At 66.4% G+C, this 19,969-nt stretch carries 14 protein-coding genes and 1 tRNA gene; 2 read left to right on the top strand and 13 right to left on the bottom strand.

Going from position 1 to position 19,969, the window contains the following annotated elements; genetic code table 11:
• Positions 1 to 20 precede the first annotated feature (20 nt).
• From VXJ37_RS05835 to VXJ37_RS05800, 8 genes are all read right to left on the bottom strand, one after another.
• On the bottom strand, positions 21 to 1,346 hold the full coding sequence (locus tag VXJ37_RS05835) for a SufS family cysteine desulfurase (RefSeq protein WP_331322111.1): 1,326 nt from the start codon (positions 1,344 to 1,346) through the stop codon (positions 21 to 23).
• A gap of 462 nt (positions 1,347 to 1,808) precedes the next feature.
• Positions 1,809 to 4,346 carry a LuxR C-terminal-related transcriptional regulator gene (locus VXJ37_RS05830; protein ID WP_331322157.1) on the bottom strand — a complete coding sequence of 846 codons (2,538 nt, stop codon included), beginning with the start codon at positions 4,344 to 4,346 and terminating at the stop codon, positions 1,809 to 1,811.
• A 106-nt stretch (positions 4,347 to 4,452) separates the two neighbouring features.
• Positions 4,453 to 7,089, bottom strand: coding sequence for a helix-turn-helix transcriptional regulator (locus VXJ37_RS05825; RefSeq protein WP_331322110.1), 2,637 nt, complete (start codon positions 7,087 to 7,089; stop codon positions 4,453 to 4,455).
• Between the two features lie 209 nt (positions 7,090 to 7,298).
• The gene (gene pth, locus VXJ37_RS05820; protein ID WP_331322109.1) at positions 7,299 to 7,904 is read right to left on the bottom strand and encodes an aminoacyl-tRNA hydrolase; all 606 of its coding nucleotides are present in this window, start codon (positions 7,902 to 7,904) and stop codon (positions 7,299 to 7,301) included.
• A gap of 120 nt (positions 7,905 to 8,024) precedes the next feature.
• Positions 8,025 to 8,645 (bottom strand): 50S ribosomal protein L25/general stress protein Ctc, encoded by a 621-nt coding sequence (locus VXJ37_RS05815; protein ID WP_331322108.1) that lies wholly within the window; start codon positions 8,643 to 8,645, stop codon positions 8,025 to 8,027.
• A 299-nt stretch (positions 8,646 to 8,944) separates the two neighbouring features.
• Positions 8,945 to 9,925 (bottom strand): ribose-phosphate diphosphokinase, encoded by a 981-nt coding sequence (locus tag VXJ37_RS05810; protein WP_018770131.1) that lies wholly within the window; start codon positions 9,923 to 9,925, stop codon positions 8,945 to 8,947.
• A gap of 2 nt (positions 9,926 to 9,927) precedes the next feature.
• A complete protein-coding gene (gene glmU / locus VXJ37_RS05805; RefSeq protein WP_331322107.1) occupies positions 9,928 to 11,406 on the bottom strand; it encodes a bifunctional UDP-N-acetylglucosamine diphosphorylase/glucosamine-1-phosphate N-acetyltransferase GlmU in 1,479 nt (492 codons plus the stop codon).
• Positions 11,407 to 11,509: 103 nt separating this feature from the next.
• Positions 11,510 to 11,581: transfer RNA gene (locus VXJ37_RS05800), tRNA-Gln, on the bottom strand.
• A 133-nt stretch (positions 11,582 to 11,714) separates the two neighbouring features.
• Between VXJ37_RS05800 and VXJ37_RS05795 the strand changes: the two genes are divergently transcribed.
• Positions 11,715 to 12,341, top strand: a complete 627-nt coding sequence (locus tag VXJ37_RS05795; RefSeq protein WP_331322106.1) for a TetR/AcrR family transcriptional regulator — start codon at positions 11,715 to 11,717, stop codon at positions 12,339 to 12,341.
• Between the two features lie 185 nt (positions 12,342 to 12,526).
• Here the strand turns inward: VXJ37_RS05795 and VXJ37_RS05790 are convergent, their stop codons facing one another.
• The 5 genes from VXJ37_RS05790 to VXJ37_RS05770 form a co-directional block, all read right to left on the bottom strand.
• On the bottom strand, positions 12,527 to 14,359 hold the full coding sequence (locus VXJ37_RS05790; RefSeq protein ID WP_331322105.1) for an ABC-F family ATP-binding cassette domain-containing protein: 1,833 nt from the start codon (positions 14,357 to 14,359) through the stop codon (positions 12,527 to 12,529).
• Positions 14,360 to 14,392: 33 nt separating this feature from the next.
• Positions 14,393 to 15,370: a 4-(cytidine 5'-diphospho)-2-C-methyl-D-erythritol kinase gene (locus VXJ37_RS05785; RefSeq protein ID WP_331322104.1), complete on the bottom strand. Its 978-nt coding sequence runs from the start codon at positions 15,368 to 15,370 to the stop codon at positions 14,393 to 14,395.
• On the bottom strand, positions 15,367 to 16,239 hold the full coding sequence (gene rsmA, locus VXJ37_RS05780) for a 16S rRNA (adenine(1518)-N(6)/adenine(1519)-N(6))-dimethyltransferase RsmA (protein ID WP_331322103.1): 873 nt from the start codon (positions 16,237 to 16,239) through the stop codon (positions 15,367 to 15,369). Before rsmA ends, VXJ37_RS05785 begins: the two co-directional genes overlap by 4 nt.
• A gap of 112 nt (positions 16,240 to 16,351) precedes the next feature.
• Complete coding sequence (locus VXJ37_RS05775) at positions 16,352 to 17,545, bottom strand: ubiquitin-like domain-containing protein (protein WP_331322102.1); 1,194 nt, start codon at positions 17,543 to 17,545, stop codon at positions 16,352 to 16,354.
• 258 nt (positions 17,546 to 17,803) lie between these two features.
• Positions 17,804 to 18,709: a TatD family hydrolase gene (locus tag VXJ37_RS05770; protein ID WP_331322101.1), complete on the bottom strand. Its 906-nt coding sequence runs from the start codon at positions 18,707 to 18,709 to the stop codon at positions 17,804 to 17,806.
• Positions 18,710 to 18,871: 162 nt separating this feature from the next.
• Here VXJ37_RS05770 and VXJ37_RS05765 point away from each other — a divergent pair, with 162 nt between their 5' ends.
• Positions 18,872 to 19,963, top strand: a complete 1,092-nt coding sequence (locus VXJ37_RS05765) for an AAA family ATPase (RefSeq protein ID WP_331322100.1) — start codon at positions 18,872 to 18,874, stop codon at positions 19,961 to 19,963.
• Positions 19,964 to 19,969 lie beyond the last annotated feature (6 nt).

Raw genomic sequence — 19,969 nt, 5'->3', positions numbered from 1 at the left:
GCCACCTTTCGTCTTCTCCGCTACGCGCGGAAGTAGGCCCGGACGCCGGCCACGGCTTCGAGGAAGCGGTCCACGTCGTCCGTGGTGTTGTAGAGGTAGGCGCTGGCCCGTGTAGTGGCCGTCAGTCCGAGCCGCCGGTGCAGAGGCTGGGCGCAGTGGTGCCCCACGCGGACGGCGATTCCGCGGGAGTCCAGGAACTGCCCCACGTCATGAGCGTGGACGCCCTCGACGTCGAACGCGGCCAGGCCGATCCGTTCTTTTCCGGCGGCCGGGCCGAGGACCCTGATGCCGGGAATGCCTTCGAGCCCGGACACCATGCGCTGGCCCAGTCCGGCCTCCCAAGCGTGGATGCGCTCCAGTCCGGTTTCGGTGAGGTAGTTGGCGGCGGCGGCCAGGGCCACTGCCTGGGAAATCCGCTGGGTGCCGGCTTCGAAGCGTTGCGGTGCCGGAAGGTACTCGGCCCGTTCCATGGTGACCGTGGTGATCATCGATCCGCCGGTCAGGAACGGCGGCAGGATGTCCAGGAGCTCCTGCCGTCCGTAGAACACGCCGATTCCGGTGGGAGCCAGCATCTTGTGGCCGGAGAAGACAGCGAAGTCCACGCCGAGTTCCTTGACGTTCAGGGGCAGGTGCGGGGCAGACTGGCAGGCATCCAGGACCACCAGGGCGCCGGCGGCATGGCCCAGCGCTGCAAGTTCCGTCACGGGGTTGATGATGCCAAGGACGTTTGACGCGTGCGTGAAGGCCAGGACCTTGGTGCGCGCGCCGATGATGGCCGCGGCCTGGTCCATGCGGAGGCTGCCGTCGTCTGCGATGGGGATGTACCGGAGCGTCGCCCCGGTGCGGAACGCCAGTTCCTGCCAGGGAATGAGGTTGGCGTGGTGTTCCATCTCGGTCACCACGATCTCATCACCCGGGTTCAGCGCCAGTTCCTTGAGCCCCCGGTCACCGCGTCCCTGGGCGGCCCACAACCCCGCGTTGGACAGCGCGTAGGAGAGGAGGTTCAGTCCTTCCGTGGCATTGGACGTCCAGATCGTTTCCTCGTAATCCGCACCGATGAAGTCGGCAATGGTCTGCCGGGCATCTTCGAAGACCTCGGTAGCCTCGACTGCAAGGTGGTGGGCTCCCCGATGAACCGCGGCGTTGCGCTGTTCATAGAATTCCTGTTCGGCCTCAATGACGCTGAGCGGGTTCTGGGAGGTGGCACCGGAGTCGAGGTAGACCAGCGGCTGTCCGTTGACCAGCTGGTTGAGGACCGGGAAGTCGTTCCTGATGCGCAGCACCTCGGCGTTGTCCATGGCAGGTACGGCGCGTTCCAGTGTGGCTGGCGTTGATACTACGGCCAAAACGAACTCCTTGGGCTGCCAATGTCTGACATCCAATTGTCCCACACACGGCGGTGGCGGCCGCCCCGGAGGGGTAGCCGCCACCGCTGCCCCGGGCTTCAGCCGAGGGAGCAGAGGGCCGGCGACGGCTGGGGGGAGAGTCTCGGTCTCAGAAGACTCTGACGTCGCCGGCCCCGTCCATGCCCGGTCCGCGGGGACCGGAAAATTGAAAGGGCCTCAATGTGTCCGTGTGGCTGCTCTGCGGCCTCCAGCCTGCCGCTTCGCTTTGCCTCCTTAAGTAAATCCGGGAGTGCCCTCCCGTACACGAGTAGGAAGTACTCGATTCCTCCCGCCCGTACTACTAGCCCACGGTGCTCCTACGCGCTGTAAGACCCGGGAACGGCGGTTCAGGACGCCTCCGCCCCGGGTAGGCGCGCAAAAACCAGGCGCCGGGCGCCTGGGCGGGCTTGCATTGGGAAGCGCCTACTTGGGGAGTGCCGATTCCAGTTCGTCGCGGCTGCGTACCCCGAGCTTGACGTAGGTGCGGTACAGGTGGCCTTCAACCGTCCGGACCGATACCATCAGCCGCTGGGCTATCTCCCGGTCCGTGAGGCCCTGCACGGCCAGTTCAACGATGTCCTGTTCCCGGCGGGTGAGCCGGATGGTGGGTGCCGCCGCTATGAAGCGTCCTTCACGGAACCGCTCACCAAGTTCGTGGTCGCACTTCTCCCGCTGGGCAACGGCCTGCCGCGACCGGCGGCGTTCGCCGGCCTGCTCCAGTACGGTGCTCGCGCGCGCGTAGGCCTCCCGGGCCAGGTTGACAAAGCCTGCCTCCTCCAGCAAGGCAGCCGTCGCCATGAGAGTGTCGCCATCGGCGTTTTCCCATGCGGTGGCCAGCGTCAGCATCGACTCAGCCCACCGGCCTTCCACTTCCGTGGCCACTGCCTGGACCATGGGAACCACCGAAGGGTCCCCGAGGTCCCAGCACATGGCCAGGACTTCCAGGAGGTTTCCGCTCCTGGCCGAGGCCTCGGTGGTGGTCATCAACGTCTGCAGGGCCGCCAGGCCCTTGCCGTCACGGGCCAGGTATTCGCCGGCCGCTGCCACGTAGGCTTCAGCGGGAAGATCATGGGCTGGCCAGCCGGTATCGGCGTCCTTGTGATCCTGTTCCAGTCGTTTTGCCTGCTCGGAATCTCCCAGCCGGGCGGCGGCGTAAAAGCCCAGTGCGGTGCCGAAGCGGTACAGGTGCAGCGGATCATTCAGCCTGAGCGCTTCCACGGCGGGCAACAGGATCTGGTAGGCGCGCTCCATCCTGCCCTGCCGCAGCAGCGAGTAGCCCTGAAGCAGTTGGAGGCTGCCGTTGAAGGTGGCCCCGCCCGGTGCATGGCCGGCACCGTAGTGGTGGATTTCCCGCTCTGCGGACTCCCACTCGCCCATGGCCAGATAGTCGGAGACGAGCCGTCCCAGCACGAACTCGGGGAAGAAGAACAGGCTGCCTTCCAGCGGGGGCAGCTCCGATGCGGCCAACAGGGCGGCCTCGAGTCCCTGGACGGGCCGCCCTGCTGCGGCAAGGGCATGGGCCAGGAGGCCCTCGGCCAGGGCGCGGAGGGGTTCTGCCCCGACTGCCCGCGGACGTGTGCGCAGGGCCTCCACCTCGTCACCCAGCGCCTGGACGTTCACCTCGGCTCCCAGATGAAGCAGGTGCAGGAGCTCTTCCTGCCAGCTCTTTTCGCCGTCGCCGCCGGGCGCGGAGTGCTTTTCGACATCCCCGGCAACCGCACCCAGGGGGTGGCCGACGCCCTGATGCGCGGAAACCCGGAGCAACAGCACGGCGGGCCCCTGGGCGTCGTCGGCCAGCGGGAGCCAACATTCATCGAGGAGGGCGGCGGCCTGGTGGTAGGCGCCTTCGTTATAGAAGGCGCGGGCCTGGATCGCCTGGGCCAGCGGAACCAACGCGGGCAGGTGGATCCGCGCCGCAATGGTCCGCGCGCTCTGGTTGCGGAACCTGGACAGCGCTTCTTTTGCCGCCGCCAGCATCTCCTCATCGGTGACCCGGACACCGCACTCCAGGGCCCACTCGACGGACCGCAGCCGCCCTTCCCCGTGCAGCAGGGCCGGGTCCTGGTGCGCCTTGACCTTTTCCAGCAGCTGAAGGCTGCGGGAGACCGACACGGTGTTCCTGATAGCCCCGGCAAAGAGGCCGTTCCAAATGGAAAGCTCGGCCGGAACCCCCGGCGCTTCGACGATCATCTGCTGGTCCAGGAGTGAGCGGACCACTGCCGCACCGCTGATGTCTTCGATGACTTTCCTGCCCACCGGACCCGCCAGGGCGATGAGCTTCAGTGCTTCCTGTTCCTCCGGCCGCCGCCGAAGGTGGTCTTTGGCAACCACCGCTGCCAGCCGTACCCCGTCGGAGGGCAGGGCGCCCAGGAGCATCCAGATTCCGTTGCGCTTGGCGAGGACGCCTGCTTCCGCTGAATCGTGGAGCAGGGCATCAAGGATCCGCGGATTGCCACCCGAGGCGTTCCAGATGGCGTCCACCGTTGCGCCGGGGACCGTCCCGTCGAGAGCGTGTTCCAGGACCTCTTCAACCTGTTCCCGGTTGAGGGGGCGCAGGTCCACCCGTTCGGCCAGGCCGTCGTACCAAAGCTGGTCCAGCGGCTGGGGCAGGCCGGGGCGGGGACGGGCGGCCGCCACCACCGTTGCCCAGCCGGCCGAAATCACTTCGGCCAGCACTCCGGCCGAAGCGTCATCCAGGTGGTGGGCATCGTCCACGGCAAGCAGCACTGCCGCCCCGTTGCCGGCCTTCAACTTTTCAAAGTATGACCACATGGACCGGAGCACAGCCACGGGCGAGACGGATTCCTCGGCCGTGAGTTCGCCCGTGTACGGCGTCAGGACACCGAACGGGACGCCGGCCAGGGCCGAACTGGCATGGATGCGCAGGATGTTCATGTTCCCGGCAAGCCGCTCCGTCACCGCGTCAGTCACCGCCGACTTTCCAATGCCGGGGGCGGCCATGATGAACACAGCGTGGTGGGTACCGTTCCCAAGCACGGCGCAGATACGGTCCACCGGTTCGCGGCGGCCGGTCAGGAGCCGGTGCGAAGACGAAGGCTTGTGGCCGTTAGACGAGTCCAGTCAGATCACCCCTTGAAGTCACGCCAAGCTTGGTGAAGACCTGGTACAGGTGGCCTTCGACGGTGCGGACGGAGACCCCCATCTCCATGGCGATGTCCCTGTTGGACGCTCCACGCCCGGCCATGCGGGCAATCTGCCGCTCCCGGCTGGTCAGGAGCGGGCTTCCGCTGCTGGGCACGATGGGAAGGTTGGCCACGGTGGCCGCCAGGATGTCCAGCCGTGCCTGTGCGGTCCGCGCCGAGAGGGCGTCACCGTCCTGGCGGGCGAAGTCCACGGCCAACGCCATGCACCTGGCTTCGACGGCGTCGAGTTCCAGGGTGGCAGCGAGTTCGCCGCCCGCCAGGAGGGATTTGGCGTCCTTCGTCCTGCTTCCGACGGCGATCAGTCGCGAAACTTCGGCCAACGGGCCCTGCCGGTGGCCCGCAATGTCCTCGAGAAGCCGGAAGTCGGAGTCGCTGCCGTTCACGGTGGCCGCCAGCAGGGAAATCCCTGCCACCGTGTACCGTCCCGCCTCCAGGTCCCGCCGGGCTGCCTGCTTTAATCCCGCGACAGCTTCCGCATCCCCCAGCCAGCGCCCGGCAACGAGGGCGCAGAAATCCACGATGCTTTCAGCCACGAACCCGGACCGGCCTGGTATCCGTTGCAGTTTGGCGAGGTTCTTGCGGGCCATGGTGGCATTTCCCGTCTGGGCGTAAGCCAATGCGGTAGCCGCATATGCCGTGCGCAGCGCGGACTGGACCGGCTGCAGCTCCAACTGGGCAGTGGCGGAAATCAAGGGCTCCAAGGCGGCCTCGCCGCGGCCGGAAAAAGCGAAGGCGACGCCGGCCGCGAGTTCGGTGGCCGCGCTGCGGTACGGAAGCCGGTGCACCTGGCCGGAGCCGAAGGGGCTGAGGAGGTCGATGCAGCGCCGCCACTGGCCGGCCATGAGCAGGACGACGTAAGCCTCCCTTGTATAGCGCTCCCGCAGGCCCACGATGTGCGAGGCGTCGGTGAGTTGACCACCAAGCTTGCGCATGAGGCCAAGGGCATCCATTTCGCGTCCCGTCAACGCAAGGGCGCCCATCAGGATGATCGCTGACTGGATTCGGAATGCGGTGTCGGGGTTGGCATCAGGATCGGCCGCTTGCTCGAGCGCCGGGATCATGGCTGCAATGTCACCGGCATGGGCACGGTACTCGAATTCGCTCAATGCGATGCGGTTGGCAGCCACCGACGCCGGCTGGGGCCAGGAGGAATGGCGGGCTGCCGGGTCCAGGTGTTCGCGCGCGTCCGCCAGGAGCTTCGGGACGCTGGCGGCCCGTTCCGGAATGGAGAGCATGACCCGCGCCTTCGCAGCAACCACCTGGGCGTACTCGTCGGGGTCGAGGGCCTGGAGCTCGGGCTGGGAGATATCTTCCAGGGCGGACAGCGCCTGGACCGGCATGTCCAGCTGGAGATATGCGGCAGCTTTTTGCCGCTGCGCGGGCGCCCACTGGGCGTCCGACCGCTGGAGCATGCCGGCGTAGGCCAGGGCAAAACGGGGGTCGAAGAGCTGGACGGCTGCCTGGGCGGCCGCGAGCGCGAGCGCCGGGCTCAGTTCGGCCTCGCACTCGTGGGTCCAGGCGGCGAAGGACATCAGTTCTTCCACGGTCATGTGCGCCGGGTCCGGTTCCTCGCCGCCAAGCAACATGCTGCGGAGTTCACGGCGGCGCGAAATACTCAGCCAGGTCCTGACAACGTCTCCGATGTATTTCTCCCGCAGCGACACCCAACGGTATTCGGAATCGTCGATCTCCAGCAGGCCGCCGTCTTCCATGTCGGCAATGACATCCGAACCGTAGATGGCGGTGAGGCTGGACAGTTCCACCCGCCGTGCGCAGGAGAGCATCTCGATGACTTCCCGGGTTTCGGGTGTTTCCCGTGACCATCGGGAGCGGACGATGTCATCCAGGCTCGCTGCGCCGTCCAGCACCACCTTGTCCCGCAGCGTCCAGACAGAGTCCGACAGGACCAGGTTGCCGGAGAGCTGCTGTTCGGTGACCAGGGCTTTGAGCAGCAAGGGATTGCCGCCCACCATCTGGTGGTAGGTGCTGACCAGCGAGGAAGCTACCCGGTGCCCCAGCAGGGACAGCAGCACCTGCCGGGTCTGGAGTTCGTTGAGGTTGCCCAGCCGTACCTCGGTCAGCTTCCGGTCCGTCAGCAGCCAGTGGAAATCCGCCGGCAGGTCACTGGAGTTGGGCGCGACTGCGACGATCTTCGCCGTACCGGTCAGCAGGACGTTCAGCAGCACCCCCGCACTCATGTCGTCGATGCTGGCGGACGTGTCCAGGGTGATGATGCACGGCCTTCCCGCGGCGTCACTGCGGATCAGCGATGTGATACCGCGAAGGATGGCCGTGGGCGACCCCATATAGGCCTGCGGCAGCCTGGCCAGCAGGAATGAAAGGCAACCGTAGGGCGTGGTGGATCCGGCAGGGCCGTTGCGCAGCTGCAGGGACCAGATATTGGGACCCAGGTCCGCCACTGCCGCGCGGGCAAGCGAGGATTTTCCCACTCCCCTGGCTCCGGTGATGACGACACCCAGCGAATCCTGGCTGGTCAGGGCGGTGCGGACGGCGTCGAGGTTGGCGCTTCGAGCGGGCATGGACCATTGCTGGCCCTCCGGTGCCGCGGAGGGGGGCGTGGGCAGCCCGTCACCTTGAGGTGTTGACCCACGTCCCCAGCTGAGTGGCTCGATTGACATGAACTTTTTCCCCTACATCCTGCAATAGCGGGATGTAGCCCCATTGCTCCCCCGCATAGGAAGAAGAGTACCCCCTGCCACAGACAAGGAAACAGGGTAGAAGGGAACTTTTACGATTCCGGTTGGCGTGATCCGGACTTGGCCGGATGGAACCTCTGCTGCGCGGCGGTCAGCCCTTCCTTGAGCAAGGACTCGACGGCGTCAGCGGCATCATCGAGCAGGAAGGGCAGTTCCTTCTTCTCCGCGGTGCCGAAATCCCGCAGTACGTAGTCTGCGGTGTCCATCCTGCCGGGCGGCCGGCCTACCCCTACACGCACCCTCAGGTAGTCCTTGGTGCCCAGGGCCTTGGAGATGTCGCGAAGCCCGTTGTGGCCGCCTTCCCCGCCGCCGAGCTTGAGTTTGACCGTGTTGAAGGGGATGTCGATCTCGTCATGGACGGCCACCACGTGGTCAGCCGCGATGCCGTAGAAGCCGGCAAGGGAGGAAACCGGCCCTCCCGAGACGTTCATATAACTCATCGGTTTGGCCAGGACCACCCGCGGGCCCCCGATGCCCAGCCGGCCCTCCAGGACCTGGGCGCGGGCTTTGTGGGTCTTGAATCCTGCCCCGATCCGGCCGGCAAGTTCATCGAGCACCATCTGGCCCACGTTGTGCCTGTTGCCTTGGTACTGGGTGCCGGGGTTGCCGAGGCCAACGATCAGCCAGGTGTCTGTCATGGAATCAATCCTATTGATGCGGTGCGGGTGGACCGGAAACTGCGGGGAGGGACACCGCAGGCGGAAACGAACAGTGGCCGGACCCAGGCGGGTCCGGCCACTGCGCAAACGGCGGAGTCGTTACTCGGCTGCGGCTTCTTCGGCTGCGGGAGCTTCCCCGGCTTCGGCCTCGGCGGGAGCTTCGGTTTCTGCTTCCTCGGCGATTTCGACGGCCTCGGAGATGTTGACCACGAGTGCTTCGGCGTCGGTCAGGAGGGTGGTGCCCTTCGGCAGGACCAGGTCGGAGGCGTGGACGTGCTCGCCGGCGGCGCGGCCTTCGACGTTGACCTCGATAGCGGTGGGCAGGTGGGTTGCCTCGGCTTCCAAGGACACAACGGTCAGTTCCAGGTTGTGCACGGTGCCGGGAGCGGTTTCGCCCTCAACGTGGACCGGAACGTCAACCGTGACCTTCTCGCCCTGGCGGACGGTCAGGAGGTCGATGTGCTCGATGATCTGCTTTACGGGATCGCGCTGGACGTCCTTGACCAGGGCCAGGTGGCCTTCGCCGTTGATGTCCAGGGACAGCAGGGCGTTGGGGGTGCGGACGGCCAGGGTGGTGGCCTTTGCCGGCAGGGTCACGTGGATGGGCTCTGCACCGTGGCCGTAGATGACGGCGGGGATCTGGTGGTTCGCACGGGCACGGCGGGCGTAGCCCTTGCCGAATTCGGTGCGCAGTTCTGCTGCGAGCTTCTGCTCAGACATGGATATCTCCTTGAAACTAAACGGTGTTCAGCAAGGGCGGAGGTCTGATGTGACCTTCAACGCCGGGCGGCCGGAAGGCGGCCCTTCAAGAAGGCGGTCCCCACGGGGACCAGCAGACCCAGTCGATAACGGAGGCTATGCCCTCCCTCGCCAAGGTATCGGAAAGAGTTTACCAGTGCGGGGACCCTTTCCTTAAATCCCCACCGGCCCCCCGAGCTCGCAAGCTCGGCCAGGGAACCCTGCCGGCGTGGGCCCGAACCCCGCCGGCCTGTGCCAGCGGGGTTTCGCAGCGTACTGTCTTACGCCTTGCCGTCGAACAGGCTGGTGACCGATCCGTCGTCGAACACTTCGCGGATGGCCCTGGCGATCAGCGGCGCGATGGAAAGCACCGTGAGCTGCGGGAAGCGTTGGGATGAAGTCAGCGGGAGGGTGTTGGTGACCACTACTTCGCGTGCGCCGGACTCCGAGAGACGGCGGGCGGCCGGGTCGGAGAAGACTGCGTGCGTGGCCGCGATGATGACGTCCTTGGCCCCGGCGTTCTTCAGGACCGTGACGGCGCCTGAGATGGTTCCGCCGGTGTCGATCATGTCATCGATCAGCACACAGGTGCGGCCCTCGATCTGGCCCACCACCGTCTTGGAGACGGCCTGGTTGGGAACGGTCAGGTCGCGGCTCTTGTGGACGAAGGCCAGCGGCGCGCCGCCGAGGCGTTCGGCCCACTGCTCGGCAACGCGGACGCGGCCGGTGTCCGGGGAGACGACGGTGATGTTGTCGGCCGCGACGCGGGTGCGGATGTAGTCGGCAAGCAGCGGGATGGCCATCAGGTGGTCAACCGGCCCGTCGAAGAAGCCCTGGATCTGCGAGGTGTGCAGGTCCACGCTCATGATGCGGTCCGCGCCGGCGGTCTTGTAGAGGTCCGCCACCAGGCGGGCGGAGATGGGCTCGCGGCCGCGGCCCTTCTTGTCCTGCCGGGCGTACGGGTAGAAGGGCGAGACCACGGTGATGCGCTTTGCCGAGGCCCGCTTCAGCGAATCGATCATGATCAGCTGTTCCATGAGGTGGTTGTTCAGCGGTGCCGGGTGTGCCTGGATCACGAAGGCATCGGTACCGCGGACGCTCTCGCCGGCGCGGACGTAGATCTCGCCGTTCGCGAAGTCGTAGGCGTCAACGGGAAGGAGGTCGGTGCCCAGTTCCTTTGCGATTTCCCGGGCCAGCTCCGGATGGGCCCGCCCGGTGGCGAGCACCAGCTTCTTCTCGCCGTGCGCCGTAATTTCGCTCATTGTTACTTGCCCTCTTCTGTAGATGCCGGGGTACTTGAGGAGTCATTGGTGGCCGCCTGGGCCAGTTCGGCGGAGCGGGTTCCCGGACGGTGCTCGGGAACCCAGCCTTCGGCGTTGCGCTGGGCAGCCACGCTCAGGGCCAGCGCTCCGGCCGGTACGTCTTTGCGGATCACCGCGCCGGCGCCGCTGTAGGCGCCGTCCCCCACGGTGACCGGGGCAACAAAGACAGTATTGGAGCCTGTACGGACGCCCGAGCCGATCACCGTGCGGTGCTTCTTCTCGCCGTCGTAATTGGCCGTGATGTTGCCACAGCCGATGTTGGTGTCTTCGCCGATTTCGGCGTCCCCTGCATAGCCCAGGTGGGACAGCTTGGAGCCGCGGCCGATGGTGACGTTCTTGGTTTCGTAGAACGCGCCGATCTTGCCCTTTTCACCCAGCACGGTGCCGGGGCGAAGGTAGGTGAAGGGGCCGACGGCGGCGCGCGGGCCGATGACCGAGCCGGAGCCGTGGGTGCGGACCACTGTGGCGCCCTCGCCGACCGTGACATCGGTCAGGGTGGTGTCGGGGCCCACGACGGCGTCCCTTGCCACCGTGGTGGCGCCGTGCAGTTGGGTGTTGGGGAGCAGGCGGACATCCTCATCGAGAGTGACGGAGGAGTCGATCCAGGTGGTGGAGGGGTCGACGACAGTGACGCCGGCACGCATCCAGGCTTCCACGGTGCGGCGGTTCAGTTCCGCGCCGAGGGCGGCGAGCTGGACCCGGTCGTTGGCGCCCTCGACCTGCCAGCGGTCGGCGGTGACGACGGCGGCAACCCGGCCGCCGGCCTCCCGGGCCAGTCCCAGGACGTCGGTCAGGTATTTTTCGCCCTGCGCGTTGTCGGTGGTGACCTTGGCCAGGGCCTCGCGGAGCACGGCGGCGTCGAAGGCGTAGATTCCGGAGTTCACTTCCCGGATCAGCTTTTCCGCGTCAGTGGCATCCTTGTGTTCGCGGATTCCGGTGACGGAGCCGTCCCCGCCACGAAGGATGCGGCCATAGCCGGCGGCGTCGTCGAGGACTGCTGTGAGGACCGTGACGGCGTTGCCTTCGCGTTCGTGGGTGGCGACCAACTCGGTCAGCAGTTCACCCGAAAGCAGGGGCACGTCGCCGTAGGTAACCACTACGGTTCCTGCCAGGTCCTGGTCGGCGTGCAGCGCCTCAAGCGCAGCTTCGACGGCGCGGCCGGTGCCGGGGACATCGTCCTGGTCAACGATGACGGCCTGCGGGTCAAGGGCAGCGACGTGGCTTTCCACCAGGTCCCGTTCATGGCGGACCACAATGGCCAGCCGCTGCGGGTTGATGCTGCGGGCCGCCCGGAGGGCGTGGCCCACCATGGACAGGCCCCCGATTTCGTGGAGGATCTTGGGGGTACGCGATTTCATCCGGGTACCGGCGCCTGCTGCCAGAACGATTACAGCGGCCGGGCCGGTATTCTCGGGGATCACGTACGGGCTCTCCTTGCTTGGTTGTGCTGGCGCTTCGCGGTGTTCTGCGGGCCAGGCCGCTGCGCACCGGGTGCCATCCTCATGATCGCTCCTTGCCCAGCAGTTCCGCCCATAGGATTCGAACCTATACTCCACGGCTCCAAAGGCCGGGGTGCTGCCGTTACACCAGAGCGGACCGTGCCGGAAGACTCAAGGCCCGGGCACAAGTCCCTATTTTGCCACGGGTTCAGGGCGCCGCGCGACACGGTGGGTCCGGCGGCGGCGTTGAGCCGGGAATCCAGCCAGCGGCAGTGGGGCATGATGGGAAGGTGAGCAACAACCTTCCGCGGATGCGGATGACTGGCCTGCAGCGCAGAAGCCAGCTGATCGACGTCGGCCGCGGGCTTTTCGCCGCACGGGGGCTGGACGGGACCACCATTGAGGAAATCGCGGCCTGCGCCGGAGTGTCCAAGCCGGTCATCTACGAGCATTTCGGTTCCAAGGAAGGGCTGTACACCGAAGTGGTGGACTGTGAGTTCCACATCCTCCTGGCCGCGATCAACGCAGCCCTCACCGAGGAAGCCAAGCCCCGCGTCCTCGTGGAGCGTGCAGCACTCGCCCTGCTCACCTACATCGAGGAGCGCACTGAGGGTTTCCGCATCCTGATGCGCGACGCTCCCCCGTCGCAACCGGAAGGCGCCTTCTCCACCCTGCTTTCCCATGTCACAGCACGCGTGGAGCACATCCTGTCCGACGAGTTCTCGCGCCGCGGCTTCAGCGGCGAGGACGGCGCCATGTACGCCCAGATGCTCGTCGGTATGGTGGCCATGACCGGCCAATGGTGGCAGGACAGCCGCCAGCCCGACAAGCAAACCGTCGCCGCGCACCTGGTCAACCTCGCCTGGAACGGCCTGACCGGCCTCAAAAGGGACCCTGAGCTGCAGTCCGAGGGGTGAGTTGTCACCTTCGTGAGCGGGGCACCTGCGTCCGGTCCGGGTCCGCGGCACAGGAGCCCTTCGCCGTCGCTTAGACACAACGCATAGGGGCACCTGCGGTCGCTGGGCGACCTACGGCGCCCGCTGCGCCGCGATGCGCGACTACACGAAGGCCTCCTGCGCCGCTGGTGCCCGCGTCGCCTTTGTCAGTCGCCCAGGAGTTCTGAGGACTCCAGCCACCCCATTTCCAGGGCGTCCTTTTCGTCCGTGAGCTCCTTGAGCTGCTTGTTTTGGTCGGCGAGCTTGTCGAAGTCGCCGGCCTCGGTGGTTTTCACCATGGCGTCGTGGAGTTTCTTTTCCTCCTGATCGAGCTTCTTGAGCTGCCGCTCGATCCGGTTGAGGGCTTTGCGGGCCTCGCGCTTCTCGGCTTCGGTGGGGCCGCCACCGACGCCACTGACTGGCTGCGCCTGCCCGGCGCTGGTAACAGGGTTTCCGCCGCCGGTAACGGTGGACCCGGCCAGGGCCGCTTCGCGCAGTTCAAGGTACTGGTCCACGCCGCCCGGCAGGCCACGGAGCTTTCCGTCGCCAAGGAGGGCCATCTGGTGGTCCGTCACGCGTTCCAGCAGGTAGCGGTCGTGGCTGACCACCACAAGGGTTCCGGGCCAGCCGTCCAGGACGTCCTCGACGGCGGCCAGTGTGTCGGTGTCGAGGTCGTTGGTGGGTTCGTCCAGCATCAGCACGTTGGGCTCGCCCACCAGCAGGCGCAGCAGCTGGAGGCGCCGCCGTTCACCGCCGGACAGGTCCCGCACAGGGGTCCACTGCTTCTGGTTGGTGAACCCGAGCTGCTCCACCAGCTGGCCGGCCGTGAATTCCTTGCCGCCAACATTGAAGGAGCGCTTTTCCCGTTCGATGACCTCGATCACGCGCAGGTCCGCGACGTCGTCGAGTTCCTTGACCTCCTGCGTGAGGACGGCGGTGACCACGGTTTTTCCGCGCTTCAGCCGTCCGGCGTCGGGGGTGATCTCGCCGTTGAGCAGCTTCAGGAGGGTGGTCTTGCCGGCACCGTTGACACCTACCAGGCCCAGCCGCTCCCCCGGCGCCAGGCGGAGGGTGATGTTGTCGAAGAGCTTCCGGCCGGCGTCGCCGCCCTGGAAGTTGAGGGAGACGTTTTCCAGGTCCAGGACGTCCTTGCCCTGCCGGGCGGTGGCCATCTTGCTCAGCGCCATGGAATCGCGCGGAGCGGGAACGTCGGCGATCAAAGCGTTGGCTGCCTCGATCCGAAATTTCGGCTTGGCAGTGCGGGCGGGCGCGCCCCGGCGCAGCCAGGCCAGTTCCTTCTTGACCAGTTGCTGGCGCTTGCCTTCCACCACGGAGGCCATCCGGTCGCGTTCAGCCCTGGCCAGGACGTACGCCGCGTAACCGCCTTCGAAGGGGTCCACGATCCCGTCGTGGACCTCCCACGTCTTGGTGCAGACTTCGTCGAGGAACCAGCGGTCGTGGGTGACCACCAGGAAGGCGCCCTGGTTGGCCCGCCAGCGCGTCTTCAGGTGCCGGGCGAGCCACGCCACGCCCTCGACGTCCAGGTGGTTGGTGGGCTCGTCCAGCATGATGACGTCGTGGTCCTCGATGAGGAGCTTGGCCAGCGCCACCCGCCGCTTCTGCCCGCCGGAGAGCGCATGGACGTTGGCGTGCCAATCGACGTCGGACACCAGGCCGCCCATGATCTCGCGGATGCGGGGGTTCCGCGCCCATTCGTAATCGGCTTGGTCCCCCACGATCGCGGCACCCACCGTCAGGTCGCCGTCGAGCACGTCGCTCTGGTCCAGGTATCCCACGTTGACGTCGCCGCGTTTGGTGACGCGTCCGGAATCCGGGGTGGAGCGCAGCGCCAGCAGGCGCATCAGGGTGGACTTGCCGTCACCGTTGCGGCCCACCATGCCAATGCGGTCCCCCTCCTCCAAACCCAGGGTGATGCCGTCAAGGACGGTACGGGTCGCGTAGGAAACCGTGAGGTTCTCGCCGCCAAGAAGGTGTGCCAAAGGGAACTGCTTTCTGCTGCCGGACTGGAAGTACTAAAGGAGGGTGTCGGAGATGATGCGCGCACCCGGGACGGGCCCGTGGACCGGGAGGGCTGTCAGGCCATGGTGCCGAAGATCCTCAGCCAGCGCCTCCGCCGCAACGGAATCATCGGCCAGTAGAGCCACGGTGGGGCCGGAGCCGGAAACCAGCCCGGCGATGGCGCCGTGGGACTCTCCGATGCCCAGCGTATCGCGCAGTGACGGGGCCAGTTCAATGGACGCCCGCTGCAGGTCGTTGACCAGGACCCGGCCCAGCGATTCGGCATCGCCGCCGCGCAGCGCCGCCAAAACCTGCGGATCAACGCCAGTGGGTTCAGGGGCGTCTACCCCCTCCGCACCGCGCAAGCGGTCAAGTGTCCGGTACACCTCGGGCGTGGACAGGCCGTAGTCGGCCACCACCAGGACCCAGTGGGTCTGCGCCTTCGCCAGTGCAGGCGACAGTTTGTCGCCAAGGCCAAGACCGACGGCGGTGCCGCCCAGCAGCGAGAAGGGGACGTCGGCGCCCAATTCGGCTGCAAGATGGGCCAGTTCCTCGCGGGACAGTCCGCTGTTCCACAGAGCGTCGCAGGCCAGGAGCGTGGCGGCGGCATCGGCCGATCCCCCGCCCATTCCACCGGCCACCGGGACCCGCTTGGTGATTTCCAGGTGCACGCCGGTGGCGTGCTCGGACACATCGGCCATGATGGCGGCGGCCTTGTAGGCCAGGTTGCTGCTGTCCAGGGGGATGTCGACGTCGTCCAGGTCCAGGGTGCTCTCCGGACTGAGGCTGATGGTGATGCCCGGCGCTGCCGTGCTGGTGGCTGCCACCTCCTCGTAGAGGGACACCGCAAGGTAGACGCTGGCCACGGAGTGGTACCCGTCCGGCCGGAGCGGACCCACGGCCAGGGAGACGTTGACCTTTCCGGGCGCCTTGACCCGCACCGTCCTGGCGGCGAACCGCCCTGTGCCCGCCCTCTCAAGTCCCGCGCTCACGGGCGGTTTTCCCTGGCTTCGGCAATCCTGGCGAACGCGGCAATGTCAATGACCTCGCCACGCGCCGTGGGGTCCACACCTGCAGCCAGCAGGCAGCGTTCCGCTTCCGGGGCTCCGCCGGCCCAGCCGGCAAGCGCGGCACGAAGTGTTTTCCTGCGCTGGGCGAACGCAGCGTCCACCACTGCGAACACCTGTTCGCGTGAGGCGGTAGTGGCAGGCGGTTCGCGCCGGGTGAAGGCCACAAGCCCGGAGTGGATTTTGGGTGCTGGCCAGAAGACGTTCATGCCGATGACACCGGCCTTGCGCATCTGGCTGTACCAGGCGGCCTTGACGGACGGTACGCCGTAGGTTTTGGAGCCGGGGCCGGCCGCCAGCCGGTCCGCGACCTCATCCTGCACCATCACCAGCCCGTGCTGCAGGCTGGGAAAGTGCTGCAGGAGGTGCAGCACAACGGGGACCGCCACGTTGTACGGCAGGTTGGCCACCAGGGCCGTGGGTTCCACCGGCAGTTCGGTCACCTTCATGGCGTCGGCCTGGACCAGGTGGAAGGATCCTGCCGCGGAGGGCCGCCATTCCTTCACCGTTTCCGGCAGCTTTGCGGCAAGGACAGGATCGATCTCGACGGCGACAACCGCCGCGGCCGCATCCAGCAGGCCCAGGGTGAGCGACCCGAGCCCCGGCCCAACTTCGAGCACTGTCTCTTCGGGTCCCACCCCTGCTGCGGCGACGATCCGGCGGATGGTGTTTCCATCGATGACGAAGTTCTGGCCCAGGGTCTTGGTGGGCCTGACCCCGATTTCCTCTGCCATCCGGCGTATGTCGGAGGCACCGAACAACGGTGCGGGCGCGGCGGGAGTCGGTTCAGTCACCTAGGTATCCTATCCCGCCCCGCGGATTGGCCCTGCCCGGGTTAACGGCAGTGGCCGGGCCCGGAGTACCCGGCCCGGCCACGATGTTTCCTGTGCTTTCAGGAACTGGGGATCAGCTGCTGGCAGCCCAACCGCAGCCCCAGGGCGACAGGCCACGCTGCGCGTATACGCGGTTGGCGATGTCGATCTGCTGCGCTTTGGTGGCCAGGCTCGCGTTGGGGGCGTAGGCGCCGCCGCCGGAGCCGATCCAGGTGCGGATGTCGAACTGGAGGCCGCCGTAGTAGCCGTTGCCGCTGTTGATGCTCCAGTTGCCGCTGGACTCACACTGGGCAATCTTGTCCCACATGGCCTCGTTCATCATGGCCGGTGCGGCTGCGCCGGTGTTGGCGCCCGCGGCGGGGGCCGGGGCGGCCTGGGCTACCGGCTTGTCCTTTGTACCCACGGTGACCTGTTCGTTTACAGGCTGGACTGCGACGTTCTCCGACACGAGCGTGCGGGAGGCTTCCCGTCCGTCCACGAGGACCAGCTTGAAGGTGCGCTCCAGCTTTCCGGCCACGCCGGCCTGGGTTACCTGCTTCTCACCCTTCAGCATGTCCGCGCTTTCGGCGGTGACAGTCTGGAACGGCACGTCCTCGCTCGTGGTTGTGGTCTGGCCGGTGTCCACGCGGGAGACCTTGATGACCATGTTGTTCACCACATTGGCGTTGGCAGGCTGGGAGGTACGGTCATTGGCGCCAAGGGTCACGCCGGAGTCCTTGAGGACCTTGCCGACGGTGGGGGCGGTGGTAGTGGTGGTGTTCACCTTGCCATCGGCCACGATGCTGACGGTCTTGGGGGTGGAGATGGAGACATAGGAGCCAGCCAGCGAGAGGGTGGCGTCCTTGGGCGCCGAAACCTCGGATGCACTGGCAACGCCAAGCTCGGTCACCAGGTCTTCAACGTCCTGGGCCGTGGTGTTCACGGTCTTCTCGGCACCGTCAAGGCTGACCTTGACTTCCTTTGCCTGGTTGATGTTGATGACCGTGCCGTTCTGCACGGTTGCATCAACCGAAGGCGAAACGCGGTCGCCGGGCTTCAGTTCCAGGTTGGCGCTCCTGACCACCTGGGCGACTGTTCCACCAAAGGACTGCACGGACGACGTCTTGCCGTCCACGTTGAGCGTGATTGTTTTGTTATTGCCCACGAAGGCTACGAGGCCTGCGACCAGGCCGCAAAGCACCAGCAGCTGGGCGCCAACCTTTATAAAGCTGAACTTGCCGTCCGATGTGAAGAACTTGATCACGATTGCCCGTAACTCTCGGTCCATCCGGGCACGGGGAAACGCGCAGAAAAATGCCCGGAACAGACCAGAAAAGGACAGTCCGGGCAACGATGCGCCGCCACACTCCACGCAGAGGCAAGGCTGGCTCAAGTCCAGGCCGGGCCGGCTGCGTAAGGAGTGAAATTACCCGTTGGCCTTCCCCGACCCCGGCTAATAGTTTCCCACTGTAACCGTAGCGTTATAAAGCAACCAACATTTTTGCATACCAGATATGCATTTACCATCAGGAGGAGGATCCCCGGATCAGGCCCAGGATCCGTATGCCCGCACGGTATTTTCGCTGATTGCGGCGCACAGGCCGGAGAGGTCGGAGCCTGTCAATTCTGCCATGGCGCGCACGGTGTACGGGACCATGTAACTGGCATTGGGACGCCCCCGGTGCGGGTGCGGGGTGAGGAACGGGGCGTCGGTCTCCACCATGATCAGATCCCGCTCTGCCACTGCGAGCGCGGCCCGCAGGTTTGCGGCGTTCCGGAAGGTCAGTGTGCCGGCAAACGACATCCACCAGCCATGTTCGTTGCAGGTCCGGGCCAGTTCCTCGTCACCGGAGAAGCAGTGGAAAACCACCCTGTCCGGCGCCCCTTCTTCATTCAGCACACGCACAACATCGGCGTGCGCGTCGCGATCGTGGATCTGGAGCGTAAGGTCCAGCCGTTTGGCGATGTCAATGTGCCGGCGGAACGAGTATTCCTGGTGGCGCAGTCCCTCGCCTTCCGTGCGGAAGAAGTCCAGGCCCGTTTCGCCGATGGCCCGGATCCGGGGATGCGCGGCCAGGTGCTCGATCTCGGCGAGCGCGGCTTCAAGTTCATCGCGGGCAGCATAGTGCGGAGCATCGTTGGGATGCAGGGCCACCGCTCCCAGGAGCCGCGGGTCCTGGTCCACCGCAGCCACCGTGAACCGTGAGGATTCGAGGTCGCAACCCACCTGCACGGCCCCCTGGACGCCCACCGCCTCTGCTGCGTCGAGGGCGGCCTTGATTCCCACAGGACCCTCCCCTTCCGGAAAGTCCAGGTGGGTGTGGTTGTCCATGACCGGTACGGGCAGGGGTTGCGGCGCAGGCGGGAAGTTCTTCCGGCGGGCGGCTTCCGGCCCGGTGGTCCCGTCAGCGGCAGGCGCCCTGTAGGCAGCAGGGATCGACGAATCGCACATGTGCCCAGCCTATCGGCCGCGGGCCTCCCCAAATTTGCCGGAACTCTCTGTCAGGCATGGCAGTTGTGTTAGTAGTCTGGAACGAGTACACGCGCACGCCCAACGCGGGGCGAAGGCAGGCTCGCTGTCCCGTCCACGTGAACCCGGGCTGAAAGGTTGCCGATGGAACCCCACCGACGCACTGCCGCCAATGGAAGCGCGCCCAACCTCAACCTGGCAGGCGTCTCCGACCCCGTCAGCCACCTGAACGGACACCGTCCGGTGGCTATGGACCCTGGGGCTTTCCATGCGGCGGCGCAGCGCATCCTCAGCACTGTCAACACCGTCATCGACGGCAAATCCGACGCGGCCAAGCTGGCGCTCACTGTCCTCCTCGCCCAGGGCCACCTGTTGGTTGAGGACGTGCCCGGCGTCGGGAAAACCCTGTTGGCGAAAACCCTTGCCCGGACCATTGACTGCACTGTCAACCGCATCCAGTTCACCCCGGACCTCCTGCCCTCCGACGTCACCGGGGTGTCGATCTACAACCAGGCCTCCAGGCTCTTTGAATTCCGTCCGGGCGCGGTGTTCGCAAACATCGTCATTGGCGATGAGATCAACCGTGCTTCGGCCAAGACGCAGTCTGCCCTCCTGGAATGCATGGAGGAGCACCAGGTCACGGTGGACGGCAACACCTACAGGCTCGATGAACCATTCATGGTGGTGGCCACGCAGAACCCCATCGAAATGGAGGGGACCTATCCCCTGCCCGAGGCCCAGAGGGACCGCTTCATGGCCCGGATTTCGATGGGATACCCGGATATGGATGCCGAAATCGAGATGTTGGAAACGCACCAGGCCGTCTCCCCGCTGGCCAACGTCTCCCCCGTTGTCACAGCAGCGGATGTCGCCGCCATGACCGCCACTGTGCAGAAGGTCTTTGTCTCCGGGCCCGTCAAGGAATACACGGTCTCGGTAGGCAGGGCCACCCGGGAAAGCCCCATGCTGCGCCTGGGCGCCAGCCCCCGCTCCATGCTCCAGCTGCTGCGCGCCGCCAAGGCCACTGCCGCCCTGGACGGACGCGACTTCGTCCTGCCGGACGACGTGGCGGACGTGGCCCAGGCGGTCCTGGCGCACCGAATCATCCTGGACCGCAAGGCCGCGGGTGCAGGTGAAACGCCGCACAGCGTCCTGCGGAACATCCTGTCCCGGCTGCCCGTGCCCCAGGCCCAGCCCGGCCGGGCTGCTGCCGGCACACCCGGCAGGAACCGCTAGGCAGGC

The sequence above is a fragment of the Pseudarthrobacter phenanthrenivorans genome, assembly GCF_036455295.1.
In the GTDB taxonomy this organism is placed as follows: Bacteria; Actinomycetota; Actinomycetes; order Actinomycetales; family Micrococcaceae; genus Arthrobacter; species Arthrobacter phenanthrenivorans_C.
The sequence above is the reverse complement of the archived record's forward strand: the minus strand, read 5'-3'. Positions and strand labels throughout refer to the sequence as shown.